This is a genomic window from Mucilaginibacter sp. Mucisp86 (genome assembly GCF_047324315.1).
GTDB lineage: Bacteria > Bacteroidota > Bacteroidia > Sphingobacteriales > Sphingobacteriaceae > Mucilaginibacter.
Window position 1 is genome coordinate 6,784,657 of the sequence record NZ_CP168503.1, and the last position, 17,337, is coordinate 6,801,993.

Below are 17,337 nucleotides of genomic sequence, written 5' to 3' on the forward strand. Positions count from 1 at the left end.
TATTATTTAGCAGCGGTTTTATTTGCCTTGATATCGGTGCCTAAACGTTGCAGATAGGCTATTACCGCAATGATCTCTTTATTATTTTTAACCTTGATATGATCGTTGTTCAGATTATCCGCAATTTCCTTTTCCTGCTTTTGCAGATCGGTGTTGGCCATTTTTTCATAACCTTCGGGATACGGAACGCCAAGAGTGCGCATGGCTTTTATTTTGGCGGCAGTAGTGGCCGTATCAAGGTTTTGAGTTAACAACCAATCATAATTGGGCATAATACTACCCGGCGACATCAGCCTCGGATCCATGAGGTGATTGTAGTGCCAGGCGTTACCATATTTACCGCCTTCGCGGGCCAGATCCGGACCGGTACGCTTCGAGCCCCATAAAAACGGGTGATCGTACACAAACTCTCCGGCTTTGCTGTACTCGCCGTAGCGTTCTGTTTCGGAGCGAAAAGGCCTAACCGTTTGCGAGTGACAATTTGAGCACCCTTCCCTGATATAAATATCGCGTCCCTGCAGTTCAAGTGGGGTGTAGGGCTTTACCGCAGCTATGGTTGGGATATTTGACGATATGGTTAATGTTGGCATCAACTCGATAAAAGTACCTACAAGTATTACCAGCAGCGCGGCAATCATCATTTGTATGGGCTTGCGCTCCAATGCCCTGTGCCATTTTTCCTGTTGGTTGGTTTTACTTAAAACAGGCAGCGGCATAGCCTGGGCCGGTTCATTCGCCACCAGTTTGCCTTGTAAGGCAGTGCGGCATAAGTTGTAAGCCATTACAATAACTCCTAACAGATACAGGGCGCCACCAACCGAACGCATTACATGCATAGGCAATATGCGCATGGTAGTTTCTAAAAACGCAGGATATTTCAGGATACCCTCGGGCGTAAATTCCTTAAGCATCAAACCTTGTGTAAACCCGGCCCAGTACATTGGCACGGCATAAAACAGGATACCCAAAGTACCTATCCAAAAATGGAACGAGGCGAGTTTTTTAGAGAAGAGCTCGGTTTTATAAATGCGGGGAATAAGCCAGTATAGAATGGCAAAAGTTAAAAAGCCATTCCAACCTAAAGCACCAACGTGTACGTGCGCTATAATCCAATCGGTAAAGTGCCCTATTGCGTTTACCTGTTTTAATGAAAGCATCGGGCCCTCAAAGGTAGCCATACCGTAAGCTGTAAGGCCTACTACCATAAATTTCAGGATCACGTCATCACGTACCTTATCCCAGGCCCCCCTAAGCGTTAACAGACCGTTAATCATACCGCCCCAGCTTGGTGCTATCAGCATAATGGAAAAGGCAACCCCTAATGATTGTGCCCAGCCCGGTAAAGTAGTGTACAGCAAATGATGCGGACCGGCCCAGATATAAATAAATATCAGCGCCCAAAAGTGAAGGATACTTAATTTGTACGAATAGATGGGCCTTTTGGCCATTTTAGGCAAAAAGTAATACATCATGCCCAGGTAAGGCGTTGTGAGGAAAAACGCCACCGCATTGTGCCCATACCACCACTGCACCAGAGCATCCTGTACACCTGCATAAACCATGTAGCTTTTAAAGGCTGATACCGGCAACTCGAACGAATTTACAATATGCAACACCGCTATGGTAACAAAGGTGGCAATGTAAAACCAGATAGCCACGTACAAATGCCGTTCGCGGCGTTTAAATATGGTACCGAACATGTTTATGCCAAATACTACCCAAATCAATGTAATGGCGATATCAATAGGCCACTCCAGTTCGGCATACTCGTGCGAGGTGGTTAACCCTAAGGGCAGGGTTATAACCGCCGATAAAATAATGAGCTGCCATCCCCAAAAATGTATTCGGCTGAGCGCATCGCTAAACATACGTGCTTTTAATAATCGTTGCAGCGAATAATAAACGCCCATAAAGATAGCATTGCCCACAAAGGCAAAAATCACTGCATTGGTGTGTAGCGGCCGGATACGGCCAAAGGTGGTGTATTGGTTACCCATGTTCATGGCCGGGCTATACAACTGTATAGCTACAATGAGGCCAACGGTCATCCCAATAATACCCCAGATCACGGTGGCTATACCAAAATTCCGTACAATCCTGTTGTCATAGTAAAATTTTTCGGGCTGCATAAAGTGTTTTTATTATGGTGTAAAACTATTGTCTTGCGCTAATCGGCAGAATGATGAGTGTTTGTGTAAATGATGATGTTGGTCACTTTTCAGGATCAGCATCATCCGGATCGTCCAATAAAATCCTTACTGATGGCGTATAGAGGTCTTCGTTTTGCCCGGTTCTCTGAGCCCAGAAAAAAGCAGTGAGAAATACCAGCGCAAGCAATACACTGCAGGCTATCAAAAAATAGATAATGCTCATGATAGTTTCCTTTTCCGGGCTGCAAAATGCGTAGCCAAACTGGTGAATGAAATAATAGTAACCGTACTTACCGGCATTAATATGGCCGCAAACAACGGTGAAAGCTTACCGCTAACAGCATAACTTAAACCGATAAGGTTATAAGTAAGTGAAATGACGAAAGATGCGTGAATGATACGGACGGTATCCTTCGAGAATTTTAAGAACTCGGGCAGTTTGGCAAATGACCGGCCATCCATAATGGCATCGCTGCCCGGAGAAAAGTTGTTAACATTATCAGTTATGGCTATGCCCAGATCACTTTGTTTAAGTGCACCGGCATCATTTAAGCCATCACCAATCATCATAACCTTGTTTCCCTGCTGCTGTGCCCGGTTAATGAAATCGAGTTTATCCTGGGGCGACTGGTTAAAAAACAACCTGTCCGAATGTTTAAAAAAACGGACGAGTTCGAAGCGCTCATGGTCCTGATCGCCCGATAAAAGGAACATTTCGTAGTCCTTTTCAAGCGCGCTGATGTTTTTTAAACCTTCGCGGTACTGCTGAGTGAGGGTAAAATACCCTTTATAATTTCCATCTATAGAAATGTGAACTTTAGTGCCTGCCGATGGTATATTATTGTAACTGCCAACATATTGTTCACTTCCTATCCGAACGTAGCAGCCGTTAACTAACCCAACTATGCCCCTTCCGGCAATTTCGGCCAGCCCTGTTACAGGAGCCCATTCATGGTTGCCCAGGTAACGGCAAATCATGCGGCTTAACGGGTGACTGGAGTGCATGCAGATATTATAAACAAGTGCTTTTTCATCATCATTAAGTTGCGCGTTAAGTTGAATGCCCTGGTTATTGCCGGTTGTTATGGTGCCGGTTTTATCCATAACAATGGTATCGATGGCTGCAAGTTGTTCAACAACTGCGGTGTTTTTAAGGTAAAACAGGTTGCGATCAAAAATGCTGAGCGCGGCCGACATAGTAAATGGCGTGCTTAATGCCAACGCGCAAGGGCAGGCTACTATAAGCACTGCCGTAAAGGCTGCTATCCCCCTGCTTATATCTGTTGGCAGCCAAAATAATAGCGAGCCGATGGCTATCAACAATAAAGCAACAGTGAAGTATTTGCTAACCTTTTGATTAAAGGTTTGCATGCGGTTATCCTGCTTACGTGTAAAAGCCTCGTTGTTCCAAAGCTGGGTAAGGTAGCTTTGCGACACAGGCTTTAATACCTCCAACTCAATGGCTTCGCCGGTTTGACGGCCTCCGGCATAGATAATCTCTCCCAGGGTTTTGGTAACCGGTACGGCTTCGCCGGTAACAAAACTAAAATCAATCAAAGCCTGCCCTTTCAGCAAAATGGCATCGGCAGGGATGATCTCGTTATTGCGGATCCGGATGCGATGGCCTGTATGCAAATCTGAAAGCGGCACGGGTTTTTCATCTCCTTCAACCATAGTATTTACGGCTACCGGAAAAAAAGAGCGGTAATCACGCTCGAACGAGATATGGTGATAGGTTTTCTTTTGCACAAATTTGCCTACCAATAAAAAAAACACCAACCCGCAAAGTGTATCGGCAAAGCCTGCGCCGGTGTGAGTTAACACTTCAAAAACGGTTCTTGAAAAAAGTACGGCGATGCCCAGGGCCAGCGGAAAATCAATATTCAGCGATTTGCGACGCAGGTTTTGCCAGGCCGAAACAAAGTATTCGCGGCCGCTGTAAAAAACTACCGGAAGGCAGAACAAGACGTTCAACCAACCGAAAAATTGTTTAAATGACTGTTCGTACAATGAAATACCAAAATATTCGGGAAAGCTGAGCAACATTACATTACCGAAACAAAACCCCGCAACGGCTATTTTTTGCACCAGCTGATCTTTACCGGTTGCATTTTGTTCTTTAATAACATCCTGTAAACTGATTAGCGGTTCATAACCAATATCATACAGCAACTCTACCAATTGCTGTAAACTTATCCGGTGATGATTGAAACGGATATTCAACTGTTTCTTTAAAAAATCGACCCGGCAATAATGTATAGCGGGATTGATCCTATTCAGCTTTTCCAGCAGCCACAGGCATGAGCTGCAATGAATATGCGGAATATAAAATGTGACCATGGTAACCCGCTCATCAGTATAATCGATCAGCTTATTTACTATCGATGGTTCGGACAGGTACTCAAACCGCCTGTCGGTTCGGGCACGGGTGGCGCCGGGGTGGTCATTATAATTATAGTAGTTACAAAGCTGGCTGGCTGATAACAACTGATAAACACTTTTACAGCCATGACAGCAGAAATGTTTATCATCAAGTATATAGTTTTTGGTTGTACAATCATCGCCGCAATGGTAACAGCTTATTTTTTCGAGCGTTGGGCTTCCTTTCATACCGGGATAGTTTCAACTTCAAAGCTGCCCCATAAATGCCATATAAATAATGATGAGCAATTGCTCAAAAAGTGATATCCGTCAGTTTTTGAAGTTGGTGCACCATATAGTTTTGCCAACAGGAACACTGGTTCCCTCAAAACAAAAGCTACATGAGCCATACATTTCATATCCCTGTATTAGGATTAGGATATTCTGTTGATACACCACTAAAAGTAGCACGCTACGGTATCTCGTCGGTTATTTCGATTGTTGATGATGAGTTGGTTGAGCGGATGCGGGAATATCACACTTTAAACAGCAGCCAGGCATTTGTGCCTATCCCAAAGTCGGAGCCCGATGCGCGCGCGCGGCGTATTACCGCCTATTTAAACCTGATAGGCCAATTGGTAGATGAGCAATTTGAACGGTTAAAAAATGAACCGTTCGAGCCCGGAACTGATATCACCCGGTACTTTGAACTTCTGCCCGATTCATCACAGCTTAAGCAGGGTTACGATCTGATGCTTGACTATCCGGACAATGAAGGCAGACAAATTTTTCAGGATGTCCTTCGCAAAAAGATCATGCCAGGCGCTATTGACGTAAATATCATGTCGAAAGTAGACAAAATGAATTTTGATGCCGATGGCAATTATCTTGGTGATGAAAATACAGATGCACTGGCTGCGCTACGGGGCTTTGCTGACAGCAACCTGCATTCTTCAATCATACTATCAGCCGGAATGAACCCCAGGCTTTATAGCTATCTCGAAACATTTGATGAATTTTTACCAGATAACGAAGGCCATTTTTTAAAACGCATCATCCTTAAGGTAAGCGACTTTCGTTCGGCATTTATACAGGCTAAATTCCTGGCAAAAAAAGGATTATGGGTATCCGAATTCAGGGTTGAATCCGGATTGAATTGTGGCGGGCACGCCTTTGCCACCGAAGGCTTTTTACTGGGGCCGATATTGGAAGAGTTTAAAGAAAAACGGACAGAAATGGTTGATGACCTTTTTCAATTATATCAAGGCGCGTTAGTAACAAAAGGTATCAGTTGCAAAGCCACGCCGCAACAGCGCCTAACTGTTCAGGGTGGCATTGGCACAGCCGAGGAAAATAGTTTTTTAATGGAACACTACCAGTTGGATGCCACAGGTTGGGGAAGCCCGTTTTTACTTGTGCCGGAAGCCACAAATGTTGACGAGCAAACGCTGATACAGCTGGCAGAGGCATCGCCCGATGATTTTTACGTAAGCGGAGCCTCACCTTTAGGAATCCTGTTCAATAACTTCAGGCCCAACAGTATGGAGCAGCTACGATTAAAACGCCTGCACTTAAACCGGCCTGGTAGTCCCTGCACAAAAAAATACCTCGTTACTAATACCGAGTTTACCGATCAGCCTATTTGCACCGCATCAAGGGAATATCAAAACTTAAAAATTAAACAACTGCGATCGCTTAACCTGCCACAAGCTGAGCTGCAACAACAGATTGATACAGTAACCGAAAAAATTTGCCTTTGTGAAGGTTTATGCACATCAGCCTTTATTAAAAATGGCATCCTCAGGCCTAAAGAAAACTCTGCTGTAGCCGTATGCCCCGGCCCTAACCTTGCTTATTTTAACAGGCTGTATACACTGGACGAAATGGTGAAACATATTTATGGCAAGCTGAACCTGTTGGATAAGGTAAAGCGCCCGCATATATTTATGAAAGAACTTGATCTTTATATCGAATACCTGCAGGCCGATATCAAATTGCACCTATTAAACATTACGGAAAAGAAGAAGAAACAGTTGAGCAAATTTAAAGCACAATTACAGGAGGGCATCGGTTACTACAAGGAGTTGCTTAATAAAGCGGCAGCGGTAACGAGCTTAGATTATCGGAATGAATTACTTGCCTTTGAAAATATTCTGAAGCACGTTCAGGTTCCCTGAGCGATGCAGCAAACCTAAATAACAATATTGAAGGCGAGTCAGTTACGTAATTTTCATATTCCCTCGGCCTCCATTTAATTAAAAGCCCTCAGATAAATCTGAAGGCTTTTTTTGCGCACATGCGGATCATGCTTTATAAGCTCCGCATAATTACATTTAGCCGGGTTGGTTGACAACACAAATGGGGGTTAACAGGGTTAACACAAATTTGGGTGATTTTCAGTTAAATTATTGATATTCAAATAATTAAGTCAAAAACAGTGTTAATCCCCTCCTGTACTGAATAAATTCAGACCAACAGCAGTTAAATAACTTAAAATCAATAATTTACAAAAACGCAAATAACAAATCGGCATAGTTACTAAAAATATTAGCAATTATACCAGTAATTCACTATCTTTATTTGAAAGATCACTAAACCTCATGAAAGCCGAAAACGCCTTAACAACATCCCCGCCTTCGTATGAAAAGATTAGCAATGTATTAAAGCTGCAAAAGATCACCTTGGCCGATATCGAAGATTTTACCGGTGCCGAACGTGATTACCTCGGGGAAATTACAACCGAAATGCTGCAACAGTTAAAAGGAGAAGAAAGAGACAACTATATCAATAAAATAGCGGCTATCATCCATCCAAGTACCAATGACCAGATCTGGGAACAGAACCACTTTGTAATTGGCCGGGCTATCACCAAACTGATAGGCCAATATGGTGCAATGCCCCCTAAATTTGCAATAGCACGCGAAACCGGCCTGAGCCGGCAAACCGTTGCCAAACACCTTGCAGACTATAAAGCACATCCGCAATACCATGCCGAAATGGAGCAGTTTAAATACCTGGCCCCTAACATACTGGCCGGCGTTTGTAAGCGGGCCTGCAACGGCGACGCGAAGGCCGCCCGGCTTTATTTTGAAATGGTTGGCGCATTAAACCAACAACAGCCCAGTACCGTTATAAACGAGCAAAACAACTACATCCAAATAAACAATACCATATTAAGCCAGGAAAACCTGAAACAGCTGAGCAAAGAACAGTTGAACCAGATTGAGCATATTATCAGCGGGATTGGGGGAAAGTGAATTTTGGTAAATGCTGTGTTTTTTGATTTTGGGTATTGACACAATTATTATGCTATACTGAAGGGAAATGGCCTCACGACTGGCTTATAACTGGCGCAAGTATGCAGCGCCGGCAAAGAGGTGGCGTACTTGTGACTTAAAACATCACGAGCACTCTGCCACAACATCCGGCGCTGCATCGCACCCTAAGGAGAAACTTTTATCAAAGCCAATTGATTTTGGAGCAATCAAAAACGTTTTATTTCAAATTGATCATTATCGGGAACTGGATATCGACTATAGCTATCATCTTCTTTCCACCTCCGGTATCAACATTAAATGATATATTGCAATGATGGCAGATTTTTTCATATTAATTAAAGACTGGGTAATTGCTTTAGGCGAAAAACATGAGGTTGACCCCTTATTGCTGGGCTGTCTTTATTTAATCAGTAAAGTATGCTTCGTAATTTTTATTGGCTGGATAATTAAAAACCTAAGGGCAAAGAGGGCCATCATGATGCCGTTGTTGCTGGCCTCTGTTAGTTTCAGCATACCTTACCTTTACCTGGTCATTGCCGGCCGCAATATCCCTGCTTGGGTATATGTGTTTATCGTGCTCATGTTTATGTATGGCGGGTATAACATTTGGAAAAAAATTAAATTGGTTTGAAAGCTAACTGACGCTAACCGCCAAACCAGCGCAAATCTGTAAACCTTTTTCACGACGATACAGATTGGATATACACAAGTGGTAACTCCCGCCCATGACCATATTGATACTTTTAAAATGTATAACGCGGGCAAAACATTTCTTTATTAAAAAAAAATTCCAGTTAGTCGCTTTTGTCGGTTTTTCTTCGTATATTAAGTTATGGGCAAACCAATAGAAACCTTTAGTAAAAAGGAACGGGAAAAGAAAAAGTTTAAAAAGCAACTCGATAAGAAAGACAAGGCAGAAGACAGGAAGGCAAACTCAAACAAAGGAAAAAGCCTGGAAGATATGATGGCTTATATTGATGAAAACGGCAATATCACCACAACTCCGCCTGATCCGAACAAAAAGAAAACAATGAATGCCGAAGATATCCAGATCGGCATCCCAAGGCAAGAGTACCTCGCTCCTGCCGATCCGGTACGAAAAGGCATTGTTGCCTTTTACAATGAATCCAAAGGTTATGGATTTATCAAAGATTTGACCACCCAGGAAAGCATCTTCGTACATGCCAATGGTTTAACGGAAGCCATCCAGGAGAATGACAAGGTAACCTTTGAAACCGAGCAGGGAGCTAAAGGCTTAAATGCGATTAAGGTGAAAAAGTAATAAATACCTGGTTAAAGCTATACGGTTACCGAAAGAACGATTACCAAGTATTATCGCCTTTCCTGCAGCGGGTTATAGGCAACCAGGTATTGTAATTCATTAAGCCGAATATCTTTGAGGCTAAGGGATGCTGTGGCCGGCAACATTAGTTCGGCCTCTACCTGCGCCAGCATGGAAGCAAGTTTTTCGGCACCCGCTTTAACAGAAACGCTGGCATGATACTGCTTTTCAATTGAATTTTTATCAGCCTGGCTGGCCAATTTGACCTGCCATGGCTTTTCGGATTTAAAACCGTTTTCAGCTGCGATATTCCTAAGGTCGAAAAGGTATTCTTTTACTTCTTTACTGATAACTACCTGCATTTTACTTCTTTTTGTTATTCGTTATTAATGACCGCATTTTCTATTAGCCCGGTGCTTTTTTTCGCCTGGTTCCGGGATGTGTAAATAAAAAGCATCCGGCTTTAGGGCCGGATGCTTTTACCAATGTGATATTTGATGATTAGATTACTTTAACATTGATGGCATTAAGACCCTTACGGCCCTCTTCTACATCGTAAGATACCTGATCATTATCACGGATCTCATCAATTAAACCTGTAGCGTGAACGAAAATTTCGCTCCTGTTGTCATTTTGTGAAATGAATCCAAAGCCTTTTGCGGCATTAAAGAATTTCACGGTACCTTCTTTTTGCATTATATCTTTTTTAATAAGTAGCCAAGGTACAAATAAAATTCGTTATTTTATCTAAAATTTAAATTTATTAACAAAAAATTAAATTCATCACAGCTGGCGGGTATGCTACGCACCTGCCAAGAGCGTGGCCTACCCGTGACTTTCAACTTTCAAAACGTCACGAGTACGCTGCCCAGAATATCCGGCGACGCATACCTCGCGCCAGTTAGGGGGCTGTCAATACCAACGCTTCCGCAAGCGGCAGCCTGAAGGCAGTGTACATAGCTTTAAGCGGCGAGAGGTATACAGAGCCGGGGATTTGGCTAAGTACTCTTGATTTTCATTTTTAAAACTGTACGGCTTGATAAACGCTTTCTCGCTTTATTCCACTACCGCAATAGTCATGTTTTAAAAGTTTTTATCATTTTTTAATAAAAATAATAAATGTCAATATTATAAGTTATAATTACATTGTTAATAAGCATCGTCACAGAGTTATGCCACATTAAGACATCAATCGGAAAACTGAACCTTACTTCAAAATCACAGATCATCCCTATGCCAAAATTTTTCCTGTTTTTTATCCTGATAAGTTTTTTGTCACCTATCGCCCATGCTCAAATCTTCGATAAAACTGAAACCGGCAGAATAGATACCACAAAAAAAAAGTTGCCTGGCCGATCATTATCCGGTTCTTTTGCACCCAAAATTGATCCGTTAAGGGAGAAAATATATCATCCGGATAGTTCCCATATTCCGCACAAGGCCGTTATGCGTTCCTTGATGATCCCTGGCTGGGGGCAAGTATATAACCATAGATGGTGGAAAGTACCTTTGATTTACGGAGGCTTGGGACTTCTGACCTCGGCAATAATCTACAATCAGCATCAATACAAAGAATATCTCACTATATCCCGATACCGTCAGGGTGATCCGCCAAGCCCTGGTGCCCCCTATTACGACAAATATATTCTTTTTAGAGATTATCAGGTTTCTGATGCCCGATTGAGCGATGTACGGGAGAATTCAAGAAGAAACAGGGATTTGAGTATAATGGGTTTTCTGGCAGTTTGGGGCATCCAGGCAATTGATGCTTACATTGATGCGAAATTTCTGCATTCTTATTCAGTCGATAATAATCTATCATTAAGAGCAACTCCCGGCGTTATAAATCAACAGGCATATGCACAAGATGTGAGCTTCAAATATATTCCAGGTATCAAAATAACCTGTAGCTTTTGATATAAATCTCTTGAAAAGCTTTGATACCCCCTCGAAAGTATAGGAAACAGTACCTTTATTATGAATTCCCATAATAAACAAAGATCCTTGTATTAATTATATTTTTTTGCTTATTTTAAAAATAACTAAACCGAATCATAAATGAAAACCCTACTTGAAATTATTTCCTGCCCTTTGAATTTACTTTTCCTTTTCAATCCAAAACATTTAACGATCATTTCTACCAACTAAGTTTCATTGTAGACCGCCACTTTTTATGGACCGACTTGATTATGGACAATGATTCTTAGATATCTGAAAATTTCCCTTTTTTTAACGCTTATATTTTCACATGTTGTAAAGGCTCAAAACAACCAGGTGCTCAGGGGTAGAATTCTTGACTCGGCCCTTACGCCGTTAAGTGGCGCAAACATATCCCTGATCAGTGGGAGAGATACTTCAAAATCAGTAAGTAATGATTTGGGAGAATTCGTTTTTAGGGAGCGATCAAAAGGAAACTATATACTGAAAATCAGCTATACCGGTTACTATGAGTATAAAGGTACCATCATGTTGTCAGATAGCCTGAAAACTGTTACTGAACTTGATATCAGGCTGAGGACCAATACACATAAGTTGGCGGAGGTGATCGTGAGGAGCCATACAACTCCTGTGATTTTTAAACGTGACACTACGGAATATGACGTTGATTATTTCAGGGGAGATAACGAAGAACTCATCGAAAGCCTGCTCAGGAGATTGCCCGGGCTGGAAATAGATGCCGATGGTAATCTGATGAGCGAAGGTAAGCCAGTGACGAACCTGCGCGTTGACGGGCAGGATTTCTTTACTGGTAACGTAAGGGAATTTATACAAAAACTACCGACACGTATATTTGATAAGGTCCAGATATTAAATGATTTTGGCCAGGATGCTTCATTTTCAGGCATCAAAACAAATTCTTCAATAAGAACTATAAACCTGGTTACCAAACCGGGGATGAATAAGGGTATTTTTGGAAACATTGATGCTTTAGCGGGTAGCAATAAGCTTGCGGGTGTAGCTGGCTCCGGAAATATTTGGAGTGGCGCAAAACAAATTTCGGCAACAGCCGACTTGAAAACAGCTAAAGATGTTATCGGTTCAAATATTTATAACAGAGCAGGCGTTACCTATGCAGACCGCTTAAGTGATCATTTTAAATTTGGAAGCTCATATAGTTACAACTCCTCCAGGGCAGGGGCGACCAATCAATCTTATTCAGAAACAATCACCTCATCAGGATTAATCAAAAATATAATGGACAATCAATCCGCTTCCCGGGGGGATAATCATACGTTTTCATTTAATTCCAGATATGAACCGGACAAGCAAACCTTTATAAAAATAGAAGGGAATATAAAAACCGCAAAAAATACTGACAGCTCAGGTAGCTTCTCACAACAATCCGGCTTGTTGCATCAGGACCTACGATCAAATATCACAGGTTTTCGTCGAAACCCGTCAGCAAGCGCAGAATTCTCAATTGGCAAAAGGCTTGATAAACATGGGCGCGTATTAACATTGAATACTCATTATTTCCAGGAAAATTCGACGGATGAGCATCAAACAAATCGGTTGATAGGTTATTATCAGTCGATAGGTGGCATTGCCAGTGATTCGATTTTTAATAGCGTTACACAAAGTCATTTAAAACGTACTGGTGTTGACGCTGATCTTTCTTATTTGCAGCCAACAGGGAAGAAAAGTTTTTTTTCAGCAGTTTACGAATTTTCAAAAACCAATCAAAGTTCAAGGTTATTTACCTTTCAGGATATCGGGCCTGACAAAGGCGGACGTCTTATCGACTCGTTGAGCGGAGCTGTCCATAACTTTAATATCAATCATAAGATTGACCTGAGAGAACAATTTGAAAGTGATAAATTCACCATTGCAGGTGGGATGAGTTTTCAACGAAATGCTATATCTGGAATATACCAGGGACGTATTGGCAATATTGGTCGTTCAGTATATAATTATGCGCCGATATTATCATTTACTTATAACCCCAATAAGCATGATAGCTTCGATCTGAAATATGCGGGATCCAGCGAGTCGCCTTCGATTGACCAGTTACAACCTGTAACGGATGCGTCAAATATTCAAAATATCATTATTGGGAATCCGGACCTGAAGCCATCTTTCAATCACCAGGGAGAATTAAATTTCAGGCATTATGGCATCCGTTCCAAACAAATGCTAACATTTACATTGGTCGGATCATTCACACAAAACGAAATCGTAAGCAATACGACAATCATTCGCGACACCCTGAATTCCTACAAACAGATAACGAGCTATGTTAACGCTAACGGAGGGCTTAATTTAAGAGGAAACTATAATTATTCCATGCAGATAAATTTGTCAACCAATTTTGTTCTGAAAATGACGTTTACCGGAAATGCTAATTTTTCAAGGCAGGTTGTATTTGTAGATAATCAGCGAACGTTTAACCATTCGACGAATTTCTTACAGGCGTGGAAGACAAGTTTCCGTAGAAAAAAGATGGAAACTGAAGCAGGTATAAACTATGCAATATCAGGTAATCAATATATTATCGGTAAGGGACTGAAAAACACTATCGAACAATGGAGCTTCTACTTTAGCGAACGTCTTTATATTTTCAAAAATAATACATTAGCAATTGACGCTAAAAAAAGTATCTCAAGCGGGTATTCAAACATAGGAAATACCAATCCATTTGTTGTCAATGGTAGCGTCAGCCAAACATTCTTTAAAAATAATTTAGTGGTAAAATTCCTCGCATCTGACATTTTTGATAAATCAAGCAGGATAAGCCAAACTATTTCGGGCAATACTATTTTCAATAATCGCTCGATGTATGTTACACGCTATTTTACCCTTAGCGCAGGTTTTAGAATGAGCAGATTCCCAGGAAAATAGATTGCTCATCATATGTAGACACATTTACCTAATATGATATATATTATTATCGGGCTATAGTCAGGCCCAGCCAGCGGTAGTTGTAATTAAGCTTTATTTATTGTGGTAATTTTATATGCCCGTAATTCCTGCTATTGCATGGCTTCCAGGCAAAGTTTAGGCGTGTGGCTGGTTTATTGAAAAACGACTTATACTTACATCGTTAGGTTCTGAATAGGAATTTTAAATATTAGCTATTGGCAGCCCCCGGCAGATTTATGATCATATTACATGATTCTTTAAAACGGAGTTATGCAGGAAATGCCATTTAGCATATAAGATATTCAATTATGTGTTAATCCAAAGAATGTTTTACGTAGCCGTCTTTCTAAACGGGTTTCCATAATTAAATGATGCGATATTTTGGTAAATGCAATAAAAGGTATAGAAATGATTTCTATACCTTTTATTGCATTTAAAATCCTATAGCTAATTTACTGCTACCGGAGTTATCTTTATAAAAGATACTTTGCCGTCTAATCCGTTGTTTGCATGATAGGTTACAGACACATAGTCATCATAAAAGCTTGACTCAAACGTCCAAACATAATATGCCAAACCAGCCGGTATGTCTTTTTTAACGGTAATTTCCACCCAGTCGTCGCTTTTGCTTGCATCGGGGCTATCGTACAGTTCATAATGTAAACCAGCCTGTTTTCCGTAGAAAAGTGCGGAACGTGCCCTGTCGTTGAAAGCCCCGCCGCCGCCCAGGGCACTGTTTGGCCATGTAGGAAACAAGTGATAGATATCTATGTTATTGGCTTGCCCTGAATGTGTGCCTAAAGCCGAATACGGAGTGTGGTAAGATGGTCCATTCTGTTCAATTAAACCAATAACACCGTCTGGGTTCAAAGATCCGTATTGTGTAAGATCTGCGGTGTAACTCACTAAACCGCCATTTGGTGGAAGTGGACCGCCACCGCCACCACCGCTTCCCGGATCATCTGGAGGGGGAGGAGGAGGTAATAATTTTGCGGGTGAGGCTGTCTTGGCGCTTTGGGCGCTCACGATTTGACCAGCGAACAGAGCCGTCGCCAGGCAACAAATTGCAATAAGGTTTTTCATAATATGTATTGATATATATTACAACCAAGATAACATCTTGGTTTTATACTCGCAATATTAATTTAATTTTTTTTCATAACAATTCAAAATTGGATAATTATTAAGAAAAATAAGTGTATTTATCGAAATATAACGGTATATATTTAAGATTATTTCTATTTTTTTTGTTTTAAATAAGAATCTTTTATTTTCATTCAATTAAAATAAATATGCAGGGTATAAATATTAAATTAAAGATGAATTATTTTAATAGCTTGTTTAAATTGTATAGAAACGGGTTGACTATATTTTGTAACAAGAGTTTGTAATTTCTGCATAATCTTCTGTCGTTATCGAACCAAGAAATGCCCGTTCCCCAAACTGTCGCGAGTATAAAGCGCCGACAAAGAGGATAGCATACTAATGACTTTTAACCCCCTAAACCTATTTTAAGACGATACAATTGTACCAAAACTAATTACTGATTGACACCGCAAATACCCAGCTTGCGTCATCAGTTTATTTTATCGTGATGTTTTAATCATGCCCCCACGCTAACAGACATATCCCGAATCTCATTTTCATTGAAAACCCACAGCAAAAGCCTGTACACATAGCCCTTCCAAAAAGGTTATTCCTTTTCAATGAGTATAAACAACCTCCAAAGTTGTCTCACAAAAGAAGACTGGTTAAGAATTGTAACTAAACCGTCTGATATGCTATTTGTAATATTGTCCACAAATTTTACCTATAAACAAAAAAATGAAAAGTAAATCAATTCAATTTGCCCTTTGTGTTGCGGCCTTACTTTGCGGGTGCAGCAAACCTGTATCTGTTAAGGGCGTAACAGTTCCCGGAAAAGACAGTGTTGCCGGCAAAAATTTAACCTCAAATTCGTTGGGCAGCGTAACAACCATTGTTCACCCGGGGATGCTGCATTCGGCAGCGGATTTTGCCCGTATGACGGCCAAAGTAAATGCCGGGGCACAGCCCTGGCTCGATGGCTGGAACAGGCTTGTTGCTAATGGCCACTCATCCCCTACCTATGTTCCCCGGCCGGTAGATACTATTGTACGCGGCAAGGCGGCAAGCGGCAAGGCCGAAAATTACATACTGGCCTGCCAGGACGCTGCGGCGGCTTATCAAAATGCATTACGCTGGAAAATTAAGGGCGATACCGCCTGCGGCAATAACGCGGTAGCTATTATGAATGCATGGGCCGCTAAATGCAAATTCATCGACGGCGACAGTAACAAACAGCTTGCGGCGGGGCTGCAGGGCTACCAATGGGCCAACGCGGCCGAAATCATGCGGGGCTACAGCGGCTGGTCGGCATCTGATTTTACCGCCTTTAAAAACTTTATGCTTAATGTGTATTACCCCGTATCAAGCGATTTCCTGGCGAGGCATAACAATACCTGCGGAACACATTACTGGCTAAACTGGGATATGTCGAACCTTTGTACAGTGCTGGCCATTGGCATTCTTTGTGATGATATCAGCAAAGTTAATTACGCCATCAATTATTACCAGCACAGTGGTGTTGGTACCGCGTATATAGGGCGTGTAACCACGGCTACCTATCCCAACGGAATGGACCAGGCGCAGGAAGCCGGAAGAGACCAGGGGCACGCCACGATGGAAGTCCCCCTCTTTGGCACTTTTTGCCAGATGTTATATAACCAGGGCCAAAACTTTTTCGACTATAACCCCTGGAACCATATTAACCCGCCGCTTTTGGGGGTAAGCGAATATATCGCTGCTTACAATATCAATACAACCAACACGGTTCCGTATACCACTTATAATAACTGTGAAAACTCCAACCAAACCGTTATTTCAAGCGGAGGCCGCGGCAATATTCGCCCGGGCTGGGAACTGGTGTATAACTACTACGTTAAAGTAAAGGGTAAAACAGCTAATTATACCACCCAGTTTGCAACCAAAGTGCGCCCCGAAGGCGGTGGCGGCGATTACGGAGGTAACAGCGGCGGCTATGATCAATTGGGCTTTGGCACATTGACCTTCTCACGGTAAACAAACAAAACAGATCAACAGGCAGGGGCTTCGTTAAACGCCAACGAAGCCCGTGCTTATTAATAAAACCGGCTAACCGGCGGAACACTGATTGCAGTATAGATTACCACAGGTATTCGGAAGATGAAGATCGGTTGAAAATGCTGATTAAAAAAGCCTATCATTGCTGTGAGGAGCGGCATTGGTAAAAGCACCTGGGGCGACGCGGCAATCCCGTAGCTACACAGGGCGGACATGCATTGGCTAAGAGATTGCCGCGCTACGCTCGCAATGACATATTTTTTTTAAAAAAACTGAGATAATTTCA

The 17,337-nt window shown here is 41.9% G+C and carries 15 protein-coding genes and 1 pseudogene; 9 read left to right on the top strand and 7 right to left on the bottom strand.

Annotated elements, in window-relative coordinates:
* Positions 1 to 2: 2 nt before the first annotated feature.
* From ccoN to ACEN9X_RS28170, 4 genes are all read right to left on the bottom strand, one after another.
* Positions 3 to 2,129 carry a cytochrome-c oxidase, cbb3-type subunit I gene (gene ccoN, locus ACEN9X_RS28155; protein ID WP_413668301.1) on the bottom strand — a complete coding sequence of 709 codons (2,127 nt, stop codon included), beginning with the start codon at positions 2,127 to 2,129 and terminating at the stop codon, positions 3 to 5.
* Positions 2,130 to 2,211: 82 nt separating this feature from the next.
* On the bottom strand, positions 2,212 to 2,373 hold the full coding sequence (ccoS, locus tag ACEN9X_RS28160) for a cbb3-type cytochrome oxidase assembly protein CcoS (protein WP_413668302.1): 162 nt from the start codon (positions 2,371 to 2,373) through the stop codon (positions 2,212 to 2,214).
* A complete protein-coding gene (locus ACEN9X_RS28165) occupies positions 2,370 to 4,760 on the bottom strand; it encodes a heavy metal translocating P-type ATPase (RefSeq protein ID WP_413668303.1) in 2,391 nt (796 codons plus the stop codon). The genes ccoS and ACEN9X_RS28165 overlap by 4 nt, the downstream gene beginning before the upstream one ends.
* Positions 4,757 to 4,930, bottom strand: a complete 174-nt coding sequence (locus tag ACEN9X_RS28170) for a hypothetical protein (protein ID WP_413668304.1) — start codon at positions 4,928 to 4,930, stop codon at positions 4,757 to 4,759. Before ACEN9X_RS28170 ends, ACEN9X_RS28165 begins: the two co-directional genes overlap by 4 nt.
* Between ACEN9X_RS28170 and ACEN9X_RS28175 the strand changes: the two genes are divergently transcribed.
* From ACEN9X_RS28175 to ACEN9X_RS28195, 5 genes are all read left to right on the top strand, one after another.
* Positions 4,913 to 6,688 carry a hypothetical protein gene (locus ACEN9X_RS28175; protein WP_413668305.1) on the top strand — a complete coding sequence of 592 codons (1,776 nt, stop codon included), beginning with the start codon at positions 4,913 to 4,915 and terminating at the stop codon, positions 6,686 to 6,688. The two genes, ACEN9X_RS28170 and ACEN9X_RS28175, sit on opposite strands and share 18 nt — an antisense overlap.
* A 423-nt stretch (positions 6,689 to 7,111) precedes the next feature.
* Entirely contained in the window at positions 7,112 to 7,768 is a 657-nt protein-coding gene (locus ACEN9X_RS28180) for a hypothetical protein (protein ID WP_413668306.1), read from the top strand.
* A gap of 67 nt (positions 7,769 to 7,835) precedes the next feature.
* Complete coding sequence (locus tag ACEN9X_RS28185) at positions 7,836 to 8,090, top strand: hypothetical protein (RefSeq protein WP_413668307.1); 255 nt, start codon at positions 7,836 to 7,838, stop codon at positions 8,088 to 8,090.
* A 9-nt stretch (positions 8,091 to 8,099) separates the two neighbouring features.
* Positions 8,100 to 8,420 (top strand): hypothetical protein, encoded by a 321-nt coding sequence (locus tag ACEN9X_RS28190; RefSeq protein ID WP_413668308.1) that lies wholly within the window; start codon positions 8,100 to 8,102, stop codon positions 8,418 to 8,420.
* Positions 8,421 to 8,621: 201 nt separating this feature from the next.
* Positions 8,622 to 9,071 (top strand): cold-shock protein, encoded by a 450-nt coding sequence (locus ACEN9X_RS28195; RefSeq protein WP_413668309.1) that lies wholly within the window; start codon positions 8,622 to 8,624, stop codon positions 9,069 to 9,071.
* A 50-nt stretch (positions 9,072 to 9,121) separates the two neighbouring features.
* Here the strand turns inward: ACEN9X_RS28195 and ACEN9X_RS28200 are convergent, their stop codons facing one another.
* Both ACEN9X_RS28200 and ACEN9X_RS28205 read right to left on the bottom strand, forming a co-directional pair.
* On the bottom strand, positions 9,122 to 9,433 hold the full coding sequence (locus tag ACEN9X_RS28200; RefSeq protein ID WP_413668310.1) for a hypothetical protein: 312 nt from the start codon (positions 9,431 to 9,433) through the stop codon (positions 9,122 to 9,124).
* Positions 9,434 to 9,572: 139 nt separating this feature from the next.
* Positions 9,573 to 9,767, bottom strand: a complete 195-nt coding sequence (locus ACEN9X_RS28205; RefSeq protein WP_377022066.1) for a cold-shock protein — start codon at positions 9,765 to 9,767, stop codon at positions 9,573 to 9,575.
* 537 nt (positions 9,768 to 10,304) lie between these two features.
* Between ACEN9X_RS28205 and ACEN9X_RS28210 the strand changes: the two genes are divergently transcribed.
* The 3 genes and pseudogenes from ACEN9X_RS28210 to ACEN9X_RS28220 all read left to right on the top strand — a co-directional run bounded on the left by ACEN9X_RS28210 (position 10,305) and on the right by ACEN9X_RS28220 (position 13,910).
* The gene (locus ACEN9X_RS28210) at positions 10,305 to 10,988 is read left to right on the top strand and encodes a DUF5683 domain-containing protein (RefSeq protein WP_413668311.1); all 684 of its coding nucleotides are present in this window, start codon (positions 10,305 to 10,307) and stop codon (positions 10,986 to 10,988) included.
* A gap of 279 nt (positions 10,989 to 11,267) precedes the next feature.
* Positions 11,268 to 11,609 (top strand): annotated as a pseudogene (locus ACEN9X_RS28215) (carboxypeptidase-like regulatory domain-containing protein); the annotation flags it as partial.
* 153 nt (positions 11,610 to 11,762) lie between these two features.
* The gene (locus ACEN9X_RS28220; protein WP_413671165.1) at positions 11,763 to 13,910 is read left to right on the top strand and encodes an outer membrane beta-barrel protein; all 2,148 of its coding nucleotides are present in this window, start codon (positions 11,763 to 11,765) and stop codon (positions 13,908 to 13,910) included.
* 468 nt (positions 13,911 to 14,378) lie between these two features.
* Here the strand turns inward: ACEN9X_RS28220 and ACEN9X_RS28225 are convergent, their stop codons facing one another.
* Positions 14,379 to 14,957, bottom strand: a complete 579-nt coding sequence (locus tag ACEN9X_RS28225) for a hypothetical protein (RefSeq protein WP_413668312.1) — start codon at positions 14,955 to 14,957, stop codon at positions 14,379 to 14,381.
* Positions 14,958 to 15,755: 798 nt separating this feature from the next.
* Here ACEN9X_RS28225 and ACEN9X_RS28230 point away from each other — a divergent pair.
* Positions 15,756 to 17,030, top strand: a complete 1,275-nt coding sequence (locus ACEN9X_RS28230; protein ID WP_413668313.1) for an alginate lyase family protein — start codon at positions 15,756 to 15,758, stop codon at positions 17,028 to 17,030.
* Positions 17,031 to 17,337: the final 307 nt, after the last annotated feature.